Origin of the sequence: Collimonas humicola (assembly GCF_018304945.1) — a bacterium.
Lineage (GTDB): Bacteria > Pseudomonadota > Gammaproteobacteria > Burkholderiales > Burkholderiaceae_D > Collimonas > Collimonas humicola.
Map to the genome: position 1 here is coordinate 435,926 of NZ_JAGQEE010000002.1, position 20,718 is coordinate 456,643.

Consider the following 20,718-nt stretch of genomic DNA (forward strand, 5'->3'; position numbering starts at 1 on the left):
CCGTGCTCCAGTTAAATTAAGCCACGAACGATTTTTTGAAATCAGCAACGGCAGCGGACAATGCAGCTTCGCCATCTTTATCGAGTTGCTTGGTTTCTTCGATCTTTTGCAGCAAAGGCGCATGGCTGGACTTCATGAAGCTGTGCAGGCCGCTTTCGAACGGCAGTACTTGCTTGACGTCGATGCTGTCCAGGAAACCCTTGTTGACCGCGAACAAAGTCACAGCCATCAGCGAAATCGACAGCGGCGAGTATTGCGCCTGCTTCAACAGCTCGGTCACGCGTGCACCGCGGTCCAGCTGCTTGCGGGTCGCTTCGTCGAGGTCGGAAGCAAACTGCGCAAACGCTGCCAGTTCACGATACTGCGCCAGGTCGGTACGGATACCGCCGGACAGGTTCTTGATGACTTTGGTCTGAGCGGCGCCACCAACGCGCGACACCGAAATACCAGCGTTGATCGCTGGACGGATACCGGCGTTGAACAGCGAAGTTTCCAGGAAGATCTGACCGTCGGTAATCGAAATCACGTTGGTCGGAACGAAAGCGGAAACGTCGCCTGCTTGCGTTTCGATGATAGGCAGAGCTGTCAGCGAACCGGTCTTGCCCTTGACTGCGCCCTTGGTGAAAGCTTCGACGTAGTCAGGATTGACGCGTGCTGCGCGTTCCAGCAGGCGGCTGTGCAGGTAGAACACGTCGCCAGGGTAAGCTTCGCGGCCTGGCGGACGGCGCAGCAGCAGCGATACCTGACGATATGCAACGGCTTGCTTGGACAGATCGTCGTACACGATCAGCGCATCTTCACCGCGGTCGCGGAAGTATTCGCCCATTGCGCAGCCGGAATAGGCCGACACGTATTGCATCGCAGCCGACTCGGAAGCCGACGCAGCAACCACGATGGTGTATTCCATGGCGCCGTGCGCTTCCAGCGAACGCACGATGTTCTTGATCGACGATGCTTTTTGACCGATCGCAACATAGATACATGTCACGTCCTGGCCCTTTTGATTGATGATGGCATCAATCGCAACAGCAGTCTTGCCGGTCTGGCGGTCGCCGATGATCAGTTCGCGCTGGCCGCGGCCGATAGGCACCATCGAGTCGATCGACTTGATGCCGGTCTGCATTGGCTGCGAAACGGATTGACGGGCGATAACGCCTGGTGCGATCTTTTCGATCGGCGCCGACAGCTTGGCGTCGATAGCGCCCTTGCCGTCGATCGGCTGGCCCAGCGCGTTGACAACACGGCCGCGCAGCTCAGGACCAACCGGCACTTCCAGGATGCGGCCGGTACATTTGACTGTATCGCCTTCGGAAATGTGCTCGTAGTCGCCCAGAATAACGGCGCCGACAGAGTCGCGCTCGAGGTTCAGCGCGAGGCCGAATGTATTGCCTGGGAATTCCAGCATCTCACCTTGCATCACGTCAGACAGACCATGGATACGGCAGATACCGTCGGACACGGAAATAACCGTGCCTTGATTGCGAATTTCAGCGGTATCGCCAAGGCCTTGAATCCGGCTCTTGATCAGTTCGCTGATTTCAGACGCGTTGAGTTGCATATAAACTCCTAAAATTTTTCTCGTTGCTCGTTACGCAAATACGCAGGGGCCTCAGGCAGCCAGGGCAGCGTGCAGTTCCTGCAGCTTGGCACGTACCGAGGTGTCGAGCACTTCGTCACCGACTACTACGCGCACACCGCCGATCAGGGAGTTATCCACCGTTACCGACGGGTTCAGCTTGCGGCCGAATTTCTTTTCCAGCGCGGCGATCAGATCCTTCACCTGCGCTTCAGTCATTTCAAAAGCACTGGTGATCTCAGCATCGGCAGCGCCTTCTTGTGCGTTCTTCAGCACTTGAAACTGCTCGGCGATTTCCGGCAACGCCATCAAACGGCCGTTATCAACCAGCGTCGCGATGAAGTTCTTGACTTCAACGCTGGCCGGCTGCGGCGATTTCAACAGCGCCAGAAACGTATCAGCTACTTGCTGATGCGAGACGGCAGGATTTTGCGCCAGCGCCTTGACTTCAGGATGGGACACGACTTGCCCCATTTCCGAAACCAGATTGGCCCAGGCTGTCAGATCTTGCGATTTGGCTACACGGAACAGCGCTTCTGCATAAGGGCGAGCAATCGTTGCAAGTTCTGCCATGATTACAGCTCTGTTTTCAGTTGGTTCAGCAAATCGGCATGAGCAGCAGAATCGACTTCACGCTTGAGGATCTGTTCGGCGCCTTTGACCGCGAGGGTCGCAACGTCGCCACGCAGAGCTTCGCGCGCTTTAGTCATTTGCTGTTCCGCTTCGGCCTTGGCGTTGGCGATGATGCGAGCAGCTTCTTCGGCAGCCGTTTTCTTGGCTTCGTCGACGATCTGCTGGCCGCGCTTTTCAGCTTCGCCAATACGCTTTTGACCTTCGTCGCGTGCGGTTGCCAGTTCTGCCGAAGCACGCTTTTCAGCGGCTGCCAGATCTGCCTTGCCGCGATCAGCGGCTGCCAGGCCGTCCGCAATCTTCTTGGCGCGCTCATCGAGCGCTTTTATCAACGGCGGCCAGATGAATTTCATCGTGAACAACGCGAGGATAAAGAAGACTACGAACTGCGCAAACAATGTTGCATTTAAGTTCATAGTAATTTCCTTCTCAGAATAACGTGGGCTGAAATGCTTTCAGCCGATTCGGTTACGCTCGATTAAATTACTTAGCGATGAACGGATTTGCGAATGCGAACAACATAGCGATACCAACACCGATCAGGAACGCAGCGTCGATCAGACCAGCCAGCAGGAACATCTTGGTTTGCAGGGTGTTCATCAGTTCTGGTTGACGTGCCGATGCTTCCAGGTACTTACCGCCCATGATCGCGATACCGATACAAGCACCGATAGCGCCCAAACCGATGATCAAACCACAAGCCAAAGCAACAAAAGACAGATCAGTCATGACAATTCCTTCAAAGTTAAGTGAATACAAAAATTAATACAAAAAATTAATACAAAAAACAGATCTAAAACCAAAACTACAAATTCACATCCGCTGCCGACAAGTGCCGCTTGTTAGTGAGCCTCATGTGCCTGGCCGATATACACCAGGGTCAGCATCATGAAAATAAACGCTTGCAGCAACACGATCAGGATATGGAAGATCGCCCAGATCGAACCGGCGACCACGTGGCCCACAAAGCCAAACGCCGTCGCGGTGGAGCCCAGCAGCGCAATCAACAGGAACAACAGTTCGCCGGCATACATGTTGCCGAACAGCCGCATTGCCAGCGATACAGTCTTGGCAGCAAATTCAATCAGGTTCAGCAGCAGGTTGGCTGGCGCCAGCCAGATGCCGAAAGGCGCCGCCACCAGTTCGTGCAGGAAACCGCCGACGCCCTTGATCTTGAAGCTGTAGTACAGCATCAGCACCAGCACGCCGAGGGCGATGCCCATGGTGCCGTTCAGGTCGGCGGTTGGCACCACGCGGTGATGCGAAATCACGCCGTCCAGGCCGACGAATTTGAAGAGGGAAGAGAACATGTCGACCGGCAGGAAGTCCAGCGAGTTCATCAGGGCGACCCAGATGAACACGGTCAACGCCAGCGGTGCGATGAAGCTGCGGTCGCCGTGGACGATGCCCTTGGCCTGGTCGTCGACCATCTCGACCACCATTTCAACGAAAGCCTGGAAACGGCCCGGCACGCCAGCGGTCGCCTTGCGCGCGGCGACGTACATCAGCAGGCAGCCGATCACGCCAGCGAACAGCGACCAGAAAATCGTGTCGATATTGATGATCGAAAAATCGACGATCTTGCTTTGATGGCCGGTTGAAAAATGTCCAAGGTGATGGACGATATATTCTGAGGGGGTTAGTGCTTCGCTTGGAGCTACGGTCATGATCGATGTCTAAAAAGTAAGATTATGTAACTTTTAAGTACCACGATGAAGCTGACGATAAATGCCGGCCAATTCAAACCGTGGTACAACCATACGACCGCGCCAATCAGCGCAATCGTTGTAGCAATTTTGACAAACTCGCCGATGAAAAAAGACATCGGGTTGGCGCCACCTGGTTTGCGCGCGCTGATGTAAAGACGGAGAGCAAACAGTCCATTGGGAACCGCGCAGCACACACCACCTAAAAGCGCGGAACAGAATCCGGGTACGCCGGCTAGTAAACCTGCTATACATGCCAGCACGGCCGTAGTAACAAATTGCATAAGCACGATGCGCAGCATACTGACCCAATAATGTGCGAAAAAGACTCGCTTGACAGAACGCGGTTGCAGTGTGGTGATGCAGCGCAGTTATACGCAACGACCAGTCTACGGCTGATTTAGAAGCCCGAGGATTATAAAGGCTGGGCGCGGCTTTCGTCAAACTTTTGCTGCCGAATCATAAGCTTATACAACAGGCGGCGAGGGATCCGATCGCTGCGGCGCAGCGGATCTTTGGGACCGATCCAGACGTTCGCCGGCGGCGCGAATTTACTACGATGCACCAAATTCGTGAATCCGGAAAATCCCTCGGCCTGCCTGCCGCCACATCCTTTGTAACTTACCTTACTCTACGCCCTTGAGACGCGTAATCAGACCGTCCAACGTATCCAGGTCGGCAAAGTCGATGATCAGCTGGCCGCGATTTTTTGCCGCCGTCTTGATTGTTACCTGGGTCGCCAGCAGATCCGACAACTCCTCTTCCAGCCTGGCGATATCGCGCGATTTTTCCTTGTTCCTGGCTGGACGGTTCGCCGCTTCCGCTTCTGTCGTGGCGCGCACCACCAGCTTTTCGGTATCGCGCACCGACATGCGCTTGGCCACCACCTGGTTCGCCAGCGTGATCTGGGTGGCGGCATCGACCGCCAGCAGCGCCCGCGCGTGGCCCATGTCGATATCGCCGGCCATCAGCATGGTCTGCACCGGCTTGGCCAGGTTCAGCAGGCGCAGCAGGTTGGACACCGCGCTGCGCGAGCGCCCTACCGACACCGCCGCCTGCTCATGGGTGAAACTGAAATCGGTGATCAGGCGATGGATGCCCTGCGCTTCTTCCAGCGGATTCAGGTCTTCGCGCTGCATGTTTTCGATCAGCGCCATCGCCGCCGTGGTCTGGTCGTCCACATCCTTGACCAGCACCGGCACCTCGATCAGGCCGGCCAGTTGCGCAGCGCGGAAGCGCCGCTCGCCGGCGATGATTTCATAGTGCTGGGCGCCGTTGTGCAAGGCGATCGGCCGCACCAGGATAGGCTGCAGCAAGCCCTGCTCCTTGATCGACGACGCCAGTTCCGCCAGCGCGCCTTCATCCATGCGGGTGCGCGGCTGGTATTTACCAGCCTGCATGACGGTCACCGCCAATACCGACGGCGCGCCGACCACTGTCGGCACCGCTTCAGTGATATCTGTCGATCCGCCCAGCAAGGCTTCGAGACCGCGACCCAGACCCTTTGATTTTTTCGTGACCATCTTTTCCTACCGTAGATTGCTGGCCACAGGCTGGCAGCCTGTGGATAACTCAGTGGACAACCATGTGGGCAAGCCGGGAATAAGCTGTGACCAAGCCCATGGATAACTTCTGTATTAACCGTGTATTACCGGTGTATTAGCTGTGATTAACTACATGCTCTTGATGCGTTCCACCATCTCGGCACCAAAGGCGATATACGCTTGCGCACCTTTGGAAGCCGCATCGAAACTCACGCCCGGCATGCCGTACGACGGCGCTTCCGCCAGCCGCACGTTGCGCGGGATCACCGTCTTGAACACCTTGTCGCCAAAATGCTTTTCCAGTTCTTCCGACACTTGTTGCGATAAAGTCATGCGCGGATCGAACATGACACGCAGCAGGCCGATGATCTTCAGGTCCGGATTCAGGTTGGCGTGCACCTTCTTGATGGTGTTGACCAGGTCCGACAGCCCTTCCAGCGCGTAGTACTCGCACTGCATCGGGATGATGACGCCGTTGGCCGCGCACAGGCCGTTCAGGGTCAGCATCGACAAGGCCGGCGGACAGTCGATCAGGATGAAGTCGTATTCCTCGGCAACCGTGGCGAAGGCGTCTTTCAGGCGCTTCTCGCGATTCTCCAGTTCGACCATTTCCACTTCGGCGCCGGCCAGTTCGCGATTCGCCGGCAAGACATCGAAGCCGCCGGTTTCCGAAGTCTTGCGCACCGATTTGATATCCGACATGCCCAGCAGCACTTCATAAATCGAGGCAGTCAATGCGCCCTTGTTGATCCCGGCGCCCATGGTGGCGTTGCCTTGCGGGTCGAGATCGGCCAGCAATACGCGCTGATTCAGTTGCGCCAGGCCGGCTGCCAGGTTCACGGCGGTGGTGGTTTTACCGACTCCGCCCTTTTGATTGGCGACACAAAATATTTTTGCCATGTAGTGGTCTGGTCGTCTTAATTGGTTGTTAACTTGATGCCAAAGCCGATCAGGAACATCCCTGCGGCCCTGGAGGCGAATGCGGCGATACGGCGATTTTGTCCCAGGCGCTTGGCGGCGGTATTCCCGAGCAGTACCAGCAGACTACCGTAAATCAATGTGCAACTGGAAATGATTGCAGCCATGGCCAGGAAAGTCAGGCTGCCGCGATGCGCCGCCGGATCGATGAACAGAGGGAAAAACGCCATGTAGAAGATGATCGATTTCGGATTGACCAGCGTCACCAGGAAACCGCGGGTGAAATTGCCGCCGCTGACGAAGCCGCCGTCGCTGTCGGTGCTAGCGCCGCCCTTCTGCTTGGCAAACAGCAATTTGCAGCCGAGGAAAGCCAGGTAGGCCGCGCCCAGGTACTGCACGCCCTTGAACACCAAGGGGTTAGCCGTCAGCAATGCCGCCACGCCGATCGCGGCCAGGAACATCAGCACCGCATCCCCCAGCATGACGCCAAGCACGGAGGCAAAACCGCCGCGCAGTCCGGCCTTGCCGGCGCAGGTCAGGATGCAAAAGGTTCCTGCCCCGGGCAGCACCAGGAACACCACGGTGGCTGCAATCAGCTGCCAGACGTCGGTAATGCCGAGGATGTGAAAAAAGGCGCTCATATCAATTAAATCCGTTCCAGTTGTTACTTGCTGCGTTTGATAAAAATCAGATGCCGTTCCGCATCTAGCCCCGGCACCGCCAGCGGCTTTATGTCCGTCACTTGCCAGCCAGCCGGCAAGCGGGCGATTTCCTCATCCGGCTTGACGCCCTTGAGCGCGATGAACTGGCCGTCATCTGTCAGCAAATGCGCCGACCAGTTGATAAAATCGGCCAACTCGGCAAAAGCGCGCGAGGTAATCACGTCGAACTTCTGCGCTACCTGCAGCTGCTCTACCCTAGCCGTATGGACGCTGACGTTGCTCAACCCCAATTCTGCCTTGACCTGGGTCAGGAATGCCGTTTTCTTGTGCACGGTGTCGATCATCGACACCCGCATCGCCGGCTTGGCCTTGCCGGCCCAGATCGCCAGGATCATTCCCGGCAAGCCGCCGCCGGCGCCGACATCCAGCACGTTCTCGGCCGCGGCAAAAGCCGGCACCACCGCCAGCGAATCGAGCAGATGATGGGTCATCATCTGCGCCGGTTCGCGGATCGAGGTCAGGTTATAAACCTTGTTCCATTTCGCCAGCAAATTCAGATAGGCCAGCAATTGCTGCTGCTGCTGCTGATCCAGCGTAATGCCTAATGTTTGTGCACCCTGCTGCAGGCTCGCTTCCAGCGATGCGGTCTGCGTTGAACTCATGCTGCCACTCCTTGATTATCCCGGCAATTACCTGGGCGGTCGTTGTTTTTCATGCAATGCGGTTTTATCAGGCGGCCTGGTCGTCTGCATTCAGGCGCTTCATGCCTTTTTTCAGATGTACCAGCAGCAGCGACAAGGCCGCCGGCGTGACGCCGGAAATACGCGAAGCCTGGCCGAAGGTTTCCGGCCGGTGCAGGTTGAGCTTCTGCCGCACTTCGATCGACAAGGCTTGCACCTCCATGTAGTCGAGGTCGGCCGGCAGCTTCAGGTTTTCGTTGTGCTCGTGGCGCTCGACTTCGCGTGCCTGGCGGTCGATATAGCCAGCGTATTTGACCTGGATTTCGACCTGTTCCCGGACGCTGTCGTCCTGCACGCCCGGACCGCCAAGATCCTGGCCATCAACGCCTTTCAGCGTCATTAATTGATCATAAGTAACATTTGGCCGGCGCAGCAGATCGGCCAATGCATATTCGCGCTCCATGGACTTGCCCAGCAGGCGCTCGGCTTCGGCATCGGCTACGAGGCGCGGATTCACCCAGGTCGAGCGCAGGCGCTCCATCTCGACGGCGACCGCTTCGCGCTTCTTCTCGAACTGCACCCATTGGACATCGCCGACACAGCCAAGCTCGCGGCCGATTTCCGTCAGGCGCAGGTCGGCATTGTCTTCGCGCAGGCTCAGGCGATACTCGGCGCGGCTGGTGAACATGCGGTACGGTTCCTGCACGCCCTGGGTGATCAGGTCGTCGACCAGCACGCCGAGATAAGCCTCATCGCGGCGCGGGGTCCAGGCATCGCGCTCCTGTGTCTGCAAGGCGGCGTTCAAGCCTGCCAGCATGCCCTGCGCAGCGGCTTCTTCGTAACCGGTGGTGCCGTTGATCTGGCCGGCGAAGTACAAGCCCTGGATCTGCTTGGTTTCCAGCGAAGCCTTGAGGCCGCGCGGATCGAAGTAATCGTATTCGATGGCGTAGCCGGGACGCAGGATGTGCGCATTCTCCAGGCCCCGCATCGAGTGCACCAGCGCCAGCTGCACGTCGAACGGCAGGCTTGTCGAAATACCATTGGGGTAAAACTCGTTGGTGGTCAGGCCTTCCGGCTCAAGGAAGATCTGGTGCGAATCCTTGCCGGCGAAACGATGGATCTTGTCTTCGATCGATGGGCAGTAACGCGGCCCCACTCCTTCGATGACGCCGGTATACATCGGGCTGCGGTCCAGGCCGGCGCGGATGATATCGTGCGTTTGCTGGTTGGTATGGGTGACCCAGCATGACAATTGCTGAGGATGCATGGCGGCATTACCCATGACCGAAAACACCGGCACCGGATCGAGATCGCCCGGTTGCGGCTCCATCACGGAAAAATCGATGGTGCGGCCGTCGATGCGCGGCGGCGTCCCAGTCTTGAGACGCCCTTGCGGCAACTTCAATTCTTTCAGGCGCGCCGACAGGGAAATCGCAGGCGGATCGCCGGCGCGGCCGGCTGAATAGTTGTTGAGGCCGACGTGGATCTTCCCATCCAGAAAAGTACCGGCAGTCAGCACCACTGCCCGGCTGCGGAACTGGATGCCGACCTGGGTCACGGCGCCGACGACGCGGTCGCCTTCCACCAGCAGATCATCCACGGCCTGCTGGAACAGCCAAAGGTTTTCCTGGTTTTCCAGGCGCGAGCGGATAGCTTGCTTGTACAGGATACGGTCGGCTTGCGCCCGGGTCGCTCTTACTGCCGGACCTTTGGAAGAATTCAGGATACGGAACTGGATACCGGCTTCATCTGTGGCGATTGCCATCGCGCCGCCCATGGCGTCGACTTCTTTCACGAGATGGCCCTTGCCTATCCCACCAATCGACGGGTTGCACGACATCTGGCCCAGTGTCTCGATATTGTGTGTCAACAACAGCGTTTTTTGGCCCATGCGGGCGGATGCCAGCGCGGCTTCGGTGCCGGCATGACCGCCGCCAACGACGATTACATCAAAATGTGTAGGAAAAAGCATAGTGCGCCTCTTGGAGACGATGAATAACGATGAGCAGAGGGGTGATTATAAAGCATGCAGAGGTCGCAGACATTCCTATGCCGGACATACAACAGATGTTTCACGTGGAACATTTATATATTGCACGATAAAAACAAAACGGCGATTGTTTCACGTGGAACAATCGCCGTTTTTGACAGAAGCTGGATACCTTACTTAAGGAATGCGTCGTACCCGGTTTTCAGGATCAATACCGATACCACGAACAAGAACAGCTTCCTGACAAAACCACTGCCGTGTTTGAGCGCCAGCCTGGTGCCGACCAGCGAACCGCCCACATTACAGATAGCCATAATCAATCCAAGCTGCCAGATGATATGCCCACTGTATCCAAACCACAGCAAGGCTGCCAGGTTGGTTGCAACATTGATGACCTTGGATACCGCCGAGGCCGCAAGGAAATCGAAGCCGAAAAACCGCACAAACAGGAAAATCAGGAAGCTACCTGTGCCAGGACCGAAAACACCGTCGTAAAATCCGATGCCGCCGCCAATCAGCATCGCCAGCAGCTTCTCTTTTGAACCGGTATGCAACGGTGCATGGATACTGCCGAAATCTTTCTTCTTCACCGTGTAGATGGCGACCGCCAGCAGGATGAAGGGCAAAGACTTGCGGATTGCTTCGGTCGGGATGTGGGTAACGGTATAAGCGCCAAGGAAGGCGAACAGGAATGCCGCCCCCGCCGCCGGCAGTGCGGAGTTCCAGGCGATCCTCACCCGTCGCGCAAAATTCGCGGCAGCGGCGCCGGTACCGAAGATGCCCGCCAGCTTGTTGGTGCCGAATATGGTTGCAGGTGCGGCATTCGGCAGCATCGCAAACAAGGCGGGAATCTGGATCAGCCCCCCTCCTCCCACTACCGCATCAATCAAACCGGCAAGGAAACTGGCAAACGCCAGGATAAGAAAATCAGGGAATAATTCAGGCATGGGATGTATCAGCAAAAAATGGAAAGCAGCCGGAGGGGCATCGTTCGTTGGAATAAAGACAGCAATTCTACGTCTCATGGGCCGCGCCGGCTTACCCGGCGGCTATGTTATTTCATCATAGCTATCCAAGTAATTCCGTTATCTCGCATGGCATGTGAAGATAAGTTCAGGCAAGCAACAAGCCGTACAAAACATCAGTTGCCTATTATTTGAGCAGATCGAACAAGCCGCCTGCCAAAAGAAAAAGCCCGCACAAGACAAGCTATGTGCGGGCCGTTGGCCACCTGCTAACGGGACAATCAGGGTCAGCTGCCGCCGGACGATGATCGCCTGTTCAATGCGGCGGAAATCTCGCCGACTATCCCGCGCCGGAAAGCCAGCACGCACACGATGAAGATGAAACCGGTGACAATAGTCACCGATTCGCCCAGTCCGCTAAACCATTCGATATGCGTCACCCCGGCCAGCCAGTTGCCGATATCGCCCAGCTTGTTTTCCAGCACGATGATGATGATCGCGCCGACAATCGGCCCGATGATGGTGCCCAACCCACCCACCAACGTCATCAGCACCACCAGTCCGGACATGGTCCAGTGGACATCGGTCAGCGTTTCAAAACCCAGCACCAGGGTCTTGGTGGAACCGGCCAGGCCCGACAATGCAGCCGACAACACGAAGGCCAGCAGCTTGTAGCGGTTGACGTCATAGCCCAGGGAAATAGCGCGCGGCTCGTTTTCCTTGATGGCTTTCAACACCTGGCCGAAGGGAGAACTGACGGTGCGCATGATCAGTGCGAAGCCGGCCACCGCAATTGCCAGCACCACGTAGTACAAAGTGAGGTCGTTGCCGAGGTCGATGAAGCCCAGCAAGCGGCCGCGCGGAACGCCCTGCAAGCCGTCCTCGCCGCCAGTGAAATGCATCTGCAGGCAAACGAAATACAGCATCTGCGCCAGCGCCAGGGTGATCATGGTGAAATAGATCCCCTGCCGGCGGATCGCCAGGCTACCCATCACCAGGCCGATCAGCGCACCGGCAGCGGTGCCGGCCAGCAATCCAAGCTCGGTTGGCAAGCCCAAGGTTTGCAAGGCGTAGCCAGTCACATAGCCGGCGCCGCCGAAGAATGCGGCATGTCCAAACGACAACAATCCGGTAAAGCCGATCAGCAGGTTGAACGCGCAGGCGAACAGCGCGAAGCAAATGATCTTCATCAGGAACACCGGATAGATGCCGAACGGCGCCGCCAGCGCAGCGGCCAGCAGCAAGCCGTAACCAATTTTCTTATTCATTGTGCGTGCTCCGTCTCTCATTTCTCTTTGCCGAACAGGCCGGCAGGCCGGATCATCAGCACGATCGCCATGACGATAAACACCACCGTGGCCGACGCTTCCGGATAGAACACCCGGGTCAATCCCTCGATCACGCCCAGCGCCAGGCCGGTGACGATGGAGCCCATGATGGAGCCCATGCCGCCGATCACCACAACCGCGAAGACGACGATAATCAGGTTGGAACCCATCAGCGGCGAGACCTGGATCACCGGCGCCGCCAGCACCCCGGCAAAGGCCGCCAAAGCGACGCCGAAGCCATAGGTCAGGGTCACCATCAGCGGCACATTGACGCCGAACGCTTCCACCAGCTTCGGGTTCTCTGTGCCGGCGCGCAGGTAAGCGCCAAGCTTGGTCTTCTCGATCACGAACCAGGTGACGAAGCACACCGTCAGCGAGGCCAGCACCACCCAGGCGCGGTAGTTCGGCAGCACCATGAAGCCGAGGTCGGTGGCGCCGCTCAGTGCATCAGGCACCGAATACGGCTGCCCTGAGACACCGTAGAACGAGCGGAAGATGCCCTCCACCATCAAGGTGATGCCGAAGGTCAGCAGCAAGCCATACAGGTGATCCAGCTTGTACAGCCAGCGCAGCATGGTCTTCTCGATGACGACGCCGAACAGGCCCACCAGCAGCGGCGCCAGGGCCAGCATCACCCAGTAGTTGAGGTTGAAATAGGTCAGCCCGATCCAGGCCAGGAAGGCGCCCATCATGTACAGCGCGCCATGGGCGAAGTTGATCACGTTGAGCAGGCCGAAGATCACCGCCAGGCCCAGCGACAGCATCGCATAGAAGGAGCCGTTGACCAGTCCCAGCAGCAGCTGGCTCATCAAGGCTTGCAAGGGAATGCCGAAAATTTCCATGGCAATATCATCTAAAAATCACTCGTGCGAGTGAAGAACAATCAAACAGCGCAAGGGCGCGCGGATCTTCGCAAAGATCCACGCACGCTTAGAACTGGCTAGGCCAGGCACAGTGCTCAAAAAATCAGCGCGCCATCACTTCCACAACGCGCACTTGCTCTCGGCCTTCTGCGTGAAAGCCTGCTCGCCCGGAATGGTCTCTATCTTGTTCAGATAGTCCCAAGGATATTTCGAATCGGCCGGCGCCTTGACCTGGTACAGCATCATGTCGTGCACCACGCGGCCGTCGGGACGCAGATAGCCGTTCTTCGCATACATGTCGCTGAACTTGCTCTTGCGCAGCTGCGCCATGACCTTGTCGCCGTCGTCGCTGCCGATCGCCTTGACGGCAGTCAGGTATTGCATCGCCGCCGAGTAGTCCCCTGCCTGCAGGCTGGAAGGTTCTTTTTTCATCTTTTCAAAATAACGCTTGGCCCAGGCGCGCGATTCCGCATTCTGATCCCAGTACCAGCTGTCGGTCAGGTACATGCCCTGCGTCTGCTTCAAGGTCAGCGAATGGATATCGTTGATGAACACCAGCAGGCCGGCCAGCTTGGCGTTCTTGGTGACGCCGAATTCATTGGCCGCCTTGACCGCATTGATCAGGTCGCCGCCGGCATTGGCCAGGCCGATGATCTGCGCCTTGGACGATTGCGCCTGCAGCATGAACGAAGAGAAATCAGAGGCATTGAGCGGATGCTTCACCGAACCGAGGACGGTGCCGCCGGAAGACTTCACCACTGCGGTGGTGTCTTTTTCCAGCGATGCGCCGAAGGCATAATCGGCGGTGATGAAATACCAGCTCTTGCCGCCCTGCTTCACCACCTGCGAGCCGGTGCCGTGCGCCAGCGCGTAGGTATCGTAGGCATAGTGCACGGTGTACGGCGTGCATTCCTCGTTTGTCAGGCGGGTGCTGCCGGCGCCGATTTCAAAGAACGGCTTTTTCTTTTCCGCCGCAATCTTCGCCATCGCCAGCGCAGTGCCGGAGTTGGTGCCGCCGATCAGCATGTCCAGCCCTTGCTGGTCGAACCATTCGCGCGCCTTGCTTGAGGCGATGTCCGCCTTGTTCTGATGGTCGGCCACGATCAGCTCGATCTTCTTGCCGTTGATGCTGCCGCCCATGTCGGCGATCGCCATCTTGATCGCTTCCGCGCCGCCAGGACCGTCGATGTCCGAATATACGCTCGACATGTCGGTGATGAAACCGATCTTGACCACGTCGCCCGAAATCTGCGCCGACGCCGGCAGCGCCGCGCCGAAAGCGATTGTGCTGCCCACTGCAACAGCCAAGGTCTTTAATTTGATATTCATTGTCTCTTCTCCATTTTTAAACGACCAGTTATCCCGCAAGCTGCCCGCAGGACCTCCCTTACCCAGACCTACACACCTAGCAAAGCATTCAACACCGGCATTTTTTCTTCCAGCTGAGATGAGGCAAACGACTCGACGATCTGGCCATGCTCCATCACATAAAAACGGTCCGCCAGCGGCGCCGCGAAACGGAAGTTCTGCTCCACCATCACGATCGTATACCCCTTCGCTTTCAGGGTCGTGATCATGCGCGCCAGCGCCTGCACGATCACCGGCGCCAGGCCTTCGGAAATCTCGTCCAGCAGCAGCAGCCGCGCGCCTGTGCGCAGGATGCGCGCCACCGCCAGCATCTGCTGCTCGCCGCCCGAAAGGCGCGTGCCCTGGCTGTTCCTGCGTTCTTTCAGATTGGGGAACATGTCATAGATTTCTTCCACCGACATGCCTTTTTCTGTGCTCGACAAGGATGGCGGCAACAGCAGGTTCTCTTCCGTCGACAGGGACGAAAAAATGCCCCGCTCTTCGGGGCAATAACCAACGCCATGGTGGGCGATCTTGTAGGTCGGCAGCGCGATGGTTTCGACGCCGCCGATCTTGATCGAGCCCTTGCGCGCGCCGGTGAGGCCCATGATCGCCCGCATGGTGGTAGTGCGGCCGGCGCCGTTGCGGCCCAGCAGCGTCACCACCTCGCCCTTGTGCACGCTCAGGTTGACGTTATGCAGGATGTGCGATTCGCCGTACCAGGCTTGCAGGTTCTCGATACTGAGCGCGATGGCGCCCTGCGCGGTCGGTGCTGCGGCCGGCGATGAGGAATGAACAGCGGACATCAATGCGCTCCCACCAGTGCGTCGGTGGTGGTGCCCATATAGGCTTCCATCACCAGCGGATTCTTCGATACCTCTTCATAGCGCCCTTCGGCCAGCATGGCGCCGCGCTGCAGCACGCTGATCTTGTCGCAGATGCCGGACACCACATTCATGTTGTGCTCCACCATCAGGATAGTGCGGCCGGCCGACACCTTCTTGATCAGCGCCGTAACGCGATCGACGTCTTCGTGGCCCATGCCCTGAGTCGGTTCATCGAGCAGCATCAGCTCCGGCTCCATGCCCAGCGTAGTGGCGATTTCCAGCGCCCGCTTGCGGCCGTATGGCAGATCAACGGTCAGGGTGTCGGCGAACTCGGTCAGGTCGACTTCCGCCAGCAGCTCCATGGCGCGCTGGTTCAGCTGCGCCAGCGACTTGCCGCTTTTCCAGAAGTGGTAAGACGTGCCGAGCGTGCGCTGCAAGCCGATACGGACGTTCTCCATCACGCTCAGGTGCGGAAACACTGCCGATATCTGGAAGGAACGGATAATGCCCTGGCGCGCGATCTGGGCCGGCGCATCGGGCGTGATGTCGCGGCCATTGAAAAGGATCTGGCCGGAAGTAGGAATCAGGAATTTGGTCAGCAGATTGAAGCAGGTCGTCTTGCCGGCGCCGTTGGGGCCGATCAAGGCATGGATATGGCCACGTTCCACCTGCAGGTTGACGGCATTGACGGCCGTAAACCCCCTGAACTCCTTCGTCAGGTTTTTTGTCTCCAAGATGATGTCGGTCATCTGGTCTCCCATTGATGTTGCTTTATTCGGAACATCCCGCGCTGATAGATGATATGGCAACCACCTTATCAGCCTTATATTTTTTTACGGATACTACCGGTGCCGCTCTGACGGGGCAATACGTAGAAATACTATACAAAAACCGAGCAGAAAATCAGCCATGCCTAACAAAATAATTTAAAACACACAATAAACCACAGATCAAGAGCGGCTTTCCTTGATGAATTTTGCCGCCATCTCGGCGATCATCAAGGTCGGCGAATTGGTATTGCCGGAAGTAATGGTCGGCATCACGGAGGCGTCGACCACGCGCAAGCCCCCTACTCCCTTGACCCGCAATTTGCTGTCGACCACCGCCATCGCATCGTCCGCGCGTCCCATCTTGCAGGTTCCTACCGGATGGAAGATCGTGGTGCCGACTTCGCCGGCGGCTTTGATCAAATCCTCCTCGGTACGATACTGCAAGCCGGGCTTGAATTCCTCAGGCGCAAAGGGCCGCAAGGCCGGCGCTGCGGCGATCTTGCGGGTCAGCAGCACCGACGCCGCCGCAACTTTGCGGTCCTCTGCCGTCGCCAGGTAATTCAAGGCGATCCTGGGCGCGCTTTCTGCATCGCCGGAAGCAATCCGCACATGGCCGCGCGAGCTCGGCCGCAGGTTGCAGACGCTGGCGGTAAAGGCCGGAAAATCGTGTAAAGGATCGCCGAATTTTTCCAGCGACAAGGGCTGCACGTGATACTCCAGATTGGCGCTGGCTTGCGCCGCATCCGACTTGGCGAATGCCCCCAGCTGCGAAGGCGCCATCGACATCGGCCCGCTTTGCGTCAGCAGGTATTGCACGCCGATCTTCGCCTTGCCAAGCCAGCTGCTGCTCATCGTATTCAGCGTCTGCACGCCGCTGACCTTGAACGCCATGCGGATCTGCAAATGATCTTGCAGATTCTCGCCAACGCCCGGGGTATCCTGCAGCACCGGGATCTGATGCTGTTGCAATAAAGCGGCCGGGCCGATGCCGGACAGTTGCAGGATCTGCGGTGAACCGACAGCACCGGCGCTCAGCAGGGTTTCGCGGCTGGCCTCGGCGCTCCACTGTTTGCCGCCGCCGGAAAATTCCACGCCCTTGCACACCAATCCCTGCTCGCCGCGCTCAAGCAGCAGGCGCTTCACCTGGCAACCGGTCATGATCTCCAGGTTGCCGCGCCCGGTCGCCGCGCGCAGGAAAGCCTTGGATGCATTCCAGCGGATGCCGCGCTTTTGATTGACGTCGAAATAGCCGCAACCTTCATTATCGCCGCGGTTGAAATCATCGGTTTTAGGAATGCCTGTTTGCGCCGCCGCCTCGCGGAACGCATCCAGGATTTTCCATGACAGGCGCTGCTTTTCCACCCGCCATTCACCGCCCGCGCCATGGAATTCGCTGGCGCCGTTGTAGTGGTCCTCGCTCTTCTTGAACAACGGCAGCACATGCTCCCAGCGCCACGATTCATCGCCGCTCAACTGCGCCCATTGCTCATAATCGCGGGCCTGGCCGCGCATGTAGATCATGCCGTTGATCGAGGAACTGCCACCCAGCACTTTCCCGCGCGGATACAGCAGGCTGCGGCCATTCAGGCCTGCATCCGGCTCGGTCCGGTACAGCCAGTCGGTGCGCGGATTATTGATGCAATACAGATAGCCGACTGGAATATGGATCCAGATGTAATCGTCTTTTGCGCCCGCTTCAATCAGCAGCACCTTGACTGAACTATCCTGTGTCAAACGATTCGCCAGCACGCAGCCGGCGGTTCCCGCACCGATGATGATGTAGTCGTACTTGCCTGCTGATTCCATGCGCCTCTTTCTATTTTTCCGATCGTTGCAAAAAATTTTTCCGCTCATGCGACCATGGCCGCAGGCAGCGATGAAGTACGCCGCATGCAGCCACAAAATAAACAATAATATGATTTATATAATTTATACCATTAATTAAAATTTATTGTTTACACCATTTATTTCGCCACCGGCATGGTGAATTCCGCACCCTTGGAAATCGTCTGCGGCCAGCGCTGCATGATCGATTTGTAGCGTGTATAGAACCGCAATCCTTCTTCGCCGTAAGCATGCGTATCGCCGAACAGCGAGCGCTTCCAGCCGCCAAAGGAATGCCATGCCATCGGCACCGGAATCGGCACGTTGACGCCCACCATGCCGACCTCGACACGCCGCGAAAACTCGCGCGCAGTATTGCCGTCCGACGTAAACAAGGCCACGCCGTTGCCGAATTCGTGGGCATTGATCAGGTTCACCGCGGCAGCAAAATCAGGCACGCGCACGATGCACAAAACCGGCCCGAAAATTTCTTCCCGATAGATCTTCATCTCGGGCGTCACCTGGTCGAACAGGGATCCGCCAAGGAAGAACCCGTTTTCCAATCCAGCCACTTTCAAGCCGCGCCCATCGACCAGCAGCTTGGCGCCGGCAGCCACGCCGCTCTCGATGTAGCCTTCGATCTTTTCCTTGTGCACTGCCGTGACCACCGGTCCCATTTCGGCATGGGCTTCCATGCCGTTCTTGATCTTCAACGCCTTCACGCGCGGGATCAATGCTTCGATCAGCTTGTCGGCGACATTACCCACCGCGACCGCCACCGAGATCGCCATGCAACGCTCGCCGGCAGAACCGTAAGCCGCCCCCATCAAGGCATCCACTGCCTGGTCGAGATCCGCATCGGGCATCACCACCAGATGGTTCTTGGCGCCGCCCAGCGCCTGCACCCGCAACGGATATGCGCCTTTGCGCTTGGCGCCTTCCTGGTAGATATATTCTGCAATCGGCGTCGAACCGACAAACGACACCGCTTTCACATCCGGATGCTGCAGCAAGGTATCCACCGCCAGCTTGTCGCCCTGCACCACGTTGAACACGCCATCCGGCAAACCAGCTTTCTTGAACAACTCAGCCATCATCAGCGATGGCGAAGGATCGCGCTCCGACGGCTTCAGGATGAAAGTATTGCCGGTCGCAATCGCCATCGGCGCCATCCACAGCGGCACCATCACCGGAAAATTGAAAGGCGTGATGCCAGCGGTCACGCCAAGCGGCTGGCGCAGATTCCAGTTATCGATGCCGCCGCCGATATTGTCGGTAAATTGCGTCTTCAGCAGCTGCGGAACGCCGCAGGCGAATTCGACAATCTCCAGGCCGCGCGTGACTTCTCCCCTGGCGTCGGACAGCACCTTGCCGTGTTCGCGCGTAATCGCCGCAGCCAGCGCCTCATGATGTTGCTCCATCAACTCCTTGAACTTGAACATCACCCGCGCGCGCTTCAGCGGCGCAGTCTCCGCCCAGGCCGGCGCCGCTGCCGATGCCGCCGCTACCGCAGCGTTAACTTCCTCCACGCTGCCCAGCACGACTTTGGCAGCAACCGCGCCGGTCGCTGGATTGAACACATCCTGCTGGCGGCCGCTGGAAGATTCCGTCACCTTGCCGTTGATGTAATGCTGGATCAAAGGGGTGGCGCTTGATGAAGTAGTCATAAGGATTCCTTTTATTAGGGCTGGGTTGAATTTGTTTCGTATTATTTTTTGCCCAGAATATCGTTAGCCATGCCAACAATCCAATGAGTTATGATCAATGGCATTATAAGAAACACTAATAATGAAACACTCATGATGAAAATTTAAGCACATGGACCTCATCCAACTCCGCGCCTTCGTCACGGTCGCCCGTGAAGGCAACCTGACGCGCGCAGCAGAATTGCTGCACGTCACCCAGCCGGCCGTCAGCCTGCAAATCAAATCGCTGCAGGCCAGCTTGAACCTGCAATTATTCAACCGCATCCCCAGCGGCATGATGTTGACCGACGAAGGCATCAAATTACTGCCTTTTGCCGAACGCGCCATTGCCGTCATGTCGGAACTGCGCCAGCAAGCTGCCAGTTTGCATCCAGGCAACTCAAAAATACTCAGCGGAAAACTCGCGATCGGCACGATTCTCGATCCGGAATTCATCCGTCTCGGCGCCTTTCTGCAGCGCTTGGTGGAAAGTTATCCACAGCTTTCTACACAGTTGCAGCACAGTATGTCAGGTGATGTTTTGCAGCAAATCAAGTCAGGCCATCTCGATGTCGGCTACTACCTCGGGACCCCGAACAAGAGTTTTCACCGGCTCACATTGACACAATTTACTTACTGCGTGCTTGCACCGTCGGGATGGAAAAGCCGGGTTTCCGGAAAAGACTGGCCGGCGCTGGCGAAATTGCCCTGGATCTGGACGCCGCCGGAATCGGCGCATCATCGTTTACTCAGCAAAACGTTTGCACAATATAAAGTTACGCCAAATAAAGTGGCTCTTGTCGACCAGGAACCGTCAATGCTGGACCTGGTGAAATCAGGCGTCGGACTTTCTCTTGTCAGAGAATCAATTGCCTTGCGTGAAGCACATGCGCATGGCCTGGTGATTTCCGACACGGTCAATTTATCCACTGAACTATCGTTTATTACGCTGGAAAAACGTAAAGAAGAGCCGGTAATTGCAGCCGTGTTTGCCATATTGGAAACAATTTGGCGAAACTGACTTTCTGAAAGCGGTTTTTAAAGGGGTTAAATCCCCTTTTTTTGGATTTCACCGTCCGTCGTGTTTACATTTATAGGTTTATATATATGAATAGTAGTAGTAGTTAACGCCCTGCTTTTCTGTGGATAACTATAAATTTGACTATTCATTCAAGCACTTACGACTTGGATAAGGGCTGAGTAAACCTTGTATCTGGAAAGAACATTTCTTGGATAAAAATGAGGCTGTGGATAGCTGCTTCGCTTATGCACATTAGATTCCTGTAGTTATCCAAAGACTTATCCACAGTTATAAATTTTCATCCTTTCCATTTCTACCTTCCGTGTAGATTTTTTCTTTCCTTTTCATAAAAACCAAACACCGAAAAAGAACAATTTTTTTT

General features: G+C 57.0%; 20 protein-coding genes. 1 reads left to right on the forward strand and 19 read right to left on the reverse strand.

What is annotated here, in order from left to right; all coding sequences use genetic code 11:
* Nucleotides 1–16 precede the first annotated feature (16 nt).
* The 19 genes from atpA to KHU30_RS10835 all read right to left on the reverse strand — a co-directional run bounded on the left by atpA (nt 17) and on the right by KHU30_RS10835 (nt 19,297).
* Nucleotides 17–1,558 carry a F0F1 ATP synthase subunit alpha gene (gene atpA / locus KHU30_RS10745; protein ID WP_211442633.1) on the reverse strand — a complete coding sequence of 514 codons (1,542 nt, stop codon included), beginning with the start codon at nt 1,556–1,558 and terminating at the stop codon, nt 17–19.
* A gap of 51 nt (nt 1,559–1,609) precedes the next feature.
* On the reverse strand, nt 1,610–2,149 hold the full coding sequence (locus tag KHU30_RS10750; RefSeq protein WP_211442634.1) for a F0F1 ATP synthase subunit delta: 540 nt from the start codon (nt 2,147–2,149) through the stop codon (nt 1,610–1,612).
* A gap of 2 nt (nt 2,150–2,151) precedes the next feature.
* The gene (locus KHU30_RS10755) at nt 2,152–2,622 is read right to left on the reverse strand and encodes a F0F1 ATP synthase subunit B (protein WP_211442635.1); all 471 of its coding nucleotides are present in this window, start codon (nt 2,620–2,622) and stop codon (nt 2,152–2,154) included.
* 67 nt (nt 2,623–2,689) lie between these two features.
* Nucleotides 2,690–2,935 carry a F0F1 ATP synthase subunit C gene (gene atpE / locus KHU30_RS10760; protein WP_011872763.1) on the reverse strand — a complete coding sequence of 82 codons (246 nt, stop codon included), beginning with the start codon at nt 2,933–2,935 and terminating at the stop codon, nt 2,690–2,692.
* Nucleotides 2,936–3,048: 113 nt separating this feature from the next.
* Entirely contained in the window at nt 3,049–3,873 is an 825-nt protein-coding gene (gene atpB / locus KHU30_RS10765) for a F0F1 ATP synthase subunit A (protein WP_211442636.1), read from the reverse strand.
* Nucleotides 3,870–4,214 carry an ATP synthase subunit I gene (locus KHU30_RS10770; RefSeq protein WP_211442637.1) on the reverse strand — a complete coding sequence of 115 codons (345 nt, stop codon included), beginning with the start codon at nt 4,212–4,214 and terminating at the stop codon, nt 3,870–3,872. The genes atpB and KHU30_RS10770 overlap by 4 nt, the downstream gene beginning before the upstream one ends.
* A 324-nt stretch (nt 4,215–4,538) precedes the next feature.
* Nucleotides 4,539–5,435 carry a ParB/RepB/Spo0J family partition protein gene (locus KHU30_RS10775; protein WP_211442638.1) on the reverse strand — a complete coding sequence of 299 codons (897 nt, stop codon included), beginning with the start codon at nt 5,433–5,435 and terminating at the stop codon, nt 4,539–4,541.
* A 150-nt stretch (nt 5,436–5,585) separates the two neighbouring features.
* Nucleotides 5,586–6,356 (reverse strand): ParA family protein, encoded by a 771-nt coding sequence (locus KHU30_RS10780; protein WP_211442639.1) that lies wholly within the window; start codon nt 6,354–6,356, stop codon nt 5,586–5,588.
* A gap of 17 nt (nt 6,357–6,373) precedes the next feature.
* The gene (gene leuE / locus KHU30_RS10785; RefSeq protein WP_211442640.1) at nt 6,374–7,015 is read right to left on the reverse strand and encodes a leucine efflux protein LeuE; all 642 of its coding nucleotides are present in this window, start codon (nt 7,013–7,015) and stop codon (nt 6,374–6,376) included.
* Between the two features lie 23 nt (nt 7,016–7,038).
* Entirely contained in the window at nt 7,039–7,698 is a 660-nt protein-coding gene (rsmG, locus tag KHU30_RS10790; protein ID WP_211442641.1) for a 16S rRNA (guanine(527)-N(7))-methyltransferase RsmG, read from the reverse strand.
* A gap of 67 nt (nt 7,699–7,765) precedes the next feature.
* Entirely contained in the window at nt 7,766–9,688 is a 1,923-nt protein-coding gene (mnmG, locus tag KHU30_RS10795) for a tRNA uridine-5-carboxymethylaminomethyl(34) synthesis enzyme MnmG (RefSeq protein ID WP_211442642.1), read from the reverse strand.
* A gap of 191 nt (nt 9,689–9,879) precedes the next feature.
* Nucleotides 9,880–10,653 carry a sulfite exporter TauE/SafE family protein gene (locus tag KHU30_RS10800; RefSeq protein WP_211442805.1) on the reverse strand — a complete coding sequence of 258 codons (774 nt, stop codon included), beginning with the start codon at nt 10,651–10,653 and terminating at the stop codon, nt 9,880–9,882.
* 305 nt (nt 10,654–10,958) lie between these two features.
* Nucleotides 10,959–11,939: a branched-chain amino acid ABC transporter permease gene (locus KHU30_RS10805; RefSeq protein ID WP_211442643.1), complete on the reverse strand. Its 981-nt coding sequence runs from the start codon at nt 11,937–11,939 to the stop codon at nt 10,959–10,961.
* A gap of 17 nt (nt 11,940–11,956) precedes the next feature.
* Complete coding sequence (locus KHU30_RS10810; RefSeq protein WP_211442644.1) at nt 11,957–12,841, reverse strand: branched-chain amino acid ABC transporter permease; 885 nt, start codon at nt 12,839–12,841, stop codon at nt 11,957–11,959.
* 135 nt (nt 12,842–12,976) lie between these two features.
* Complete coding sequence (locus tag KHU30_RS10815) at nt 12,977–14,185, reverse strand: ABC transporter substrate-binding protein (RefSeq protein WP_211442806.1); 1,209 nt, start codon at nt 14,183–14,185, stop codon at nt 12,977–12,979.
* 74 nt (nt 14,186–14,259) lie between these two features.
* Nucleotides 14,260–15,015: an ABC transporter ATP-binding protein gene (locus KHU30_RS10820; RefSeq protein WP_211442645.1), complete on the reverse strand. Its 756-nt coding sequence runs from the start codon at nt 15,013–15,015 to the stop codon at nt 14,260–14,262.
* On the reverse strand, nt 15,015–15,785 hold the full coding sequence (locus KHU30_RS10825; RefSeq protein WP_211442646.1) for an ABC transporter ATP-binding protein: 771 nt from the start codon (nt 15,783–15,785) through the stop codon (nt 15,015–15,017). The genes KHU30_RS10820 and KHU30_RS10825 overlap by 1 nt, the downstream gene beginning before the upstream one ends.
* A gap of 201 nt (nt 15,786–15,986) precedes the next feature.
* Nucleotides 15,987–17,612, reverse strand: coding sequence for a GMC family oxidoreductase (locus KHU30_RS10830; protein ID WP_211442647.1), 1,626 nt, complete (start codon nt 17,610–17,612; stop codon nt 15,987–15,989).
* A 158-nt stretch (nt 17,613–17,770) separates the two neighbouring features.
* Nucleotides 17,771–19,297 carry a CoA-acylating methylmalonate-semialdehyde dehydrogenase gene (locus KHU30_RS10835; protein WP_211442648.1) on the reverse strand — a complete coding sequence of 509 codons (1,527 nt, stop codon included), beginning with the start codon at nt 19,295–19,297 and terminating at the stop codon, nt 17,771–17,773.
* 151 nt (nt 19,298–19,448) lie between these two features.
* On the opposite strand from KHU30_RS10835, the gene KHU30_RS10840 reads away from it, so the two are divergent.
* Nucleotides 19,449–20,336: a LysR family transcriptional regulator gene (locus KHU30_RS10840; RefSeq protein ID WP_211442649.1), complete on the forward strand. Its 888-nt coding sequence runs from the start codon at nt 19,449–19,451 to the stop codon at nt 20,334–20,336.
* Nucleotides 20,337–20,718 lie beyond the last annotated feature (382 nt).

What these genes read in the sequence shown, in the direction of transcription:
- atpA (WP_211442633.1), bottom strand. Translation starts at nt 1,558, where the DNA reads ATGCAACTCAACGCGTCTGAAATCAGCGAACTGATCAAGAGCCGGATT.
- KHU30_RS10750 (WP_211442634.1), bottom strand. Translation starts at nt 2,149, where the DNA reads ATGGCAGAACTTGCAACGATTGCTCGCCCTTATGCAGAAGCGCTGTTC.
- KHU30_RS10755 (WP_211442635.1), bottom strand. Translation starts at nt 2,622, where the DNA reads ATGAACTTAAATGCAACATTGTTTGCGCAGTTCGTAGTCTTCTTTATC.
- atpE (WP_011872763.1), bottom strand. Translation starts at nt 2,935, where the DNA reads ATGACTGATCTGTCTTTTGTTGCTTTGGCTTGTGGTTTGATCATCGGT.
- atpB (WP_211442636.1), bottom strand. Translation starts at nt 3,873, where the DNA reads ATGACCGTAGCTCCAAGCGAAGCACTAACCCCCTCAGAATATATCGTC.
- KHU30_RS10770 (WP_211442637.1), bottom strand. Translation starts at nt 4,214, where the DNA reads ATGCTGCGCATCGTGCTTATGCAATTTGTTACTACGGCCGTGCTGGCA.
- KHU30_RS10775 (WP_211442638.1), bottom strand. Translation starts at nt 5,435, where the DNA reads ATGGTCACGAAAAAATCAAAGGGTCTGGGTCGCGGTCTCGAAGCCTTG.
- KHU30_RS10780 (WP_211442639.1), bottom strand. Translation starts at nt 6,356, where the DNA reads ATGGCAAAAATATTTTGTGTCGCCAATCAAAAGGGCGGAGTCGGTAAA.
- leuE (WP_211442640.1), bottom strand. Translation starts at nt 7,015, where the DNA reads ATGAGCGCCTTTTTTCACATCCTCGGCATTACCGACGTCTGGCAGCTG.
- rsmG (WP_211442641.1), bottom strand. Translation starts at nt 7,698, where the DNA reads ATGAGTTCAACGCAGACCGCATCGCTGGAAGCGAGCCTGCAGCAGGGT.
- mnmG (WP_211442642.1), bottom strand. Translation starts at nt 9,688, where the DNA reads ATGCTTTTTCCTACACATTTTGATGTAATCGTCGTTGGCGGCGGTCAT.
- KHU30_RS10800 (WP_211442805.1), bottom strand. Translation starts at nt 10,653, where the DNA reads ATGCCTGAATTATTCCCTGATTTTCTTATCCTGGCGTTTGCCAGTTTC.
- KHU30_RS10805 (WP_211442643.1), bottom strand. Translation starts at nt 11,939, where the DNA reads ATGAATAAGAAAATTGGTTACGGCTTGCTGCTGGCCGCTGCGCTGGCG.
- KHU30_RS10810 (WP_211442644.1), bottom strand. Translation starts at nt 12,841, where the DNA reads ATGGAAATTTTCGGCATTCCCTTGCAAGCCTTGATGAGCCAGCTGCTG.
- KHU30_RS10820 (WP_211442645.1), bottom strand. Translation starts at nt 15,015, where the DNA reads ATGTCCGCTGTTCATTCCTCATCGCCGGCCGCAGCACCGACCGCGCAG.
- KHU30_RS10825 (WP_211442646.1), bottom strand. Translation starts at nt 15,785, where the DNA reads ATGACCGACATCATCTTGGAGACAAAAAACCTGACGAAGGAGTTCAGG.
- KHU30_RS10830 (WP_211442647.1), bottom strand. Translation starts at nt 17,612, where the DNA reads ATGGAATCAGCAGGCAAGTACGACTACATCATCATCGGTGCGGGAACC.
- KHU30_RS10835 (WP_211442648.1), bottom strand. Translation starts at nt 19,297, where the DNA reads ATGACTACTTCATCAAGCGCCACCCCTTTGATCCAGCATTACATCAAC.
- KHU30_RS10840 (WP_211442649.1), top strand. Translation starts at nt 19,449, where the DNA reads ATGGACCTCATCCAACTCCGCGCCTTCGTCACGGTCGCCCGTGAAGGC.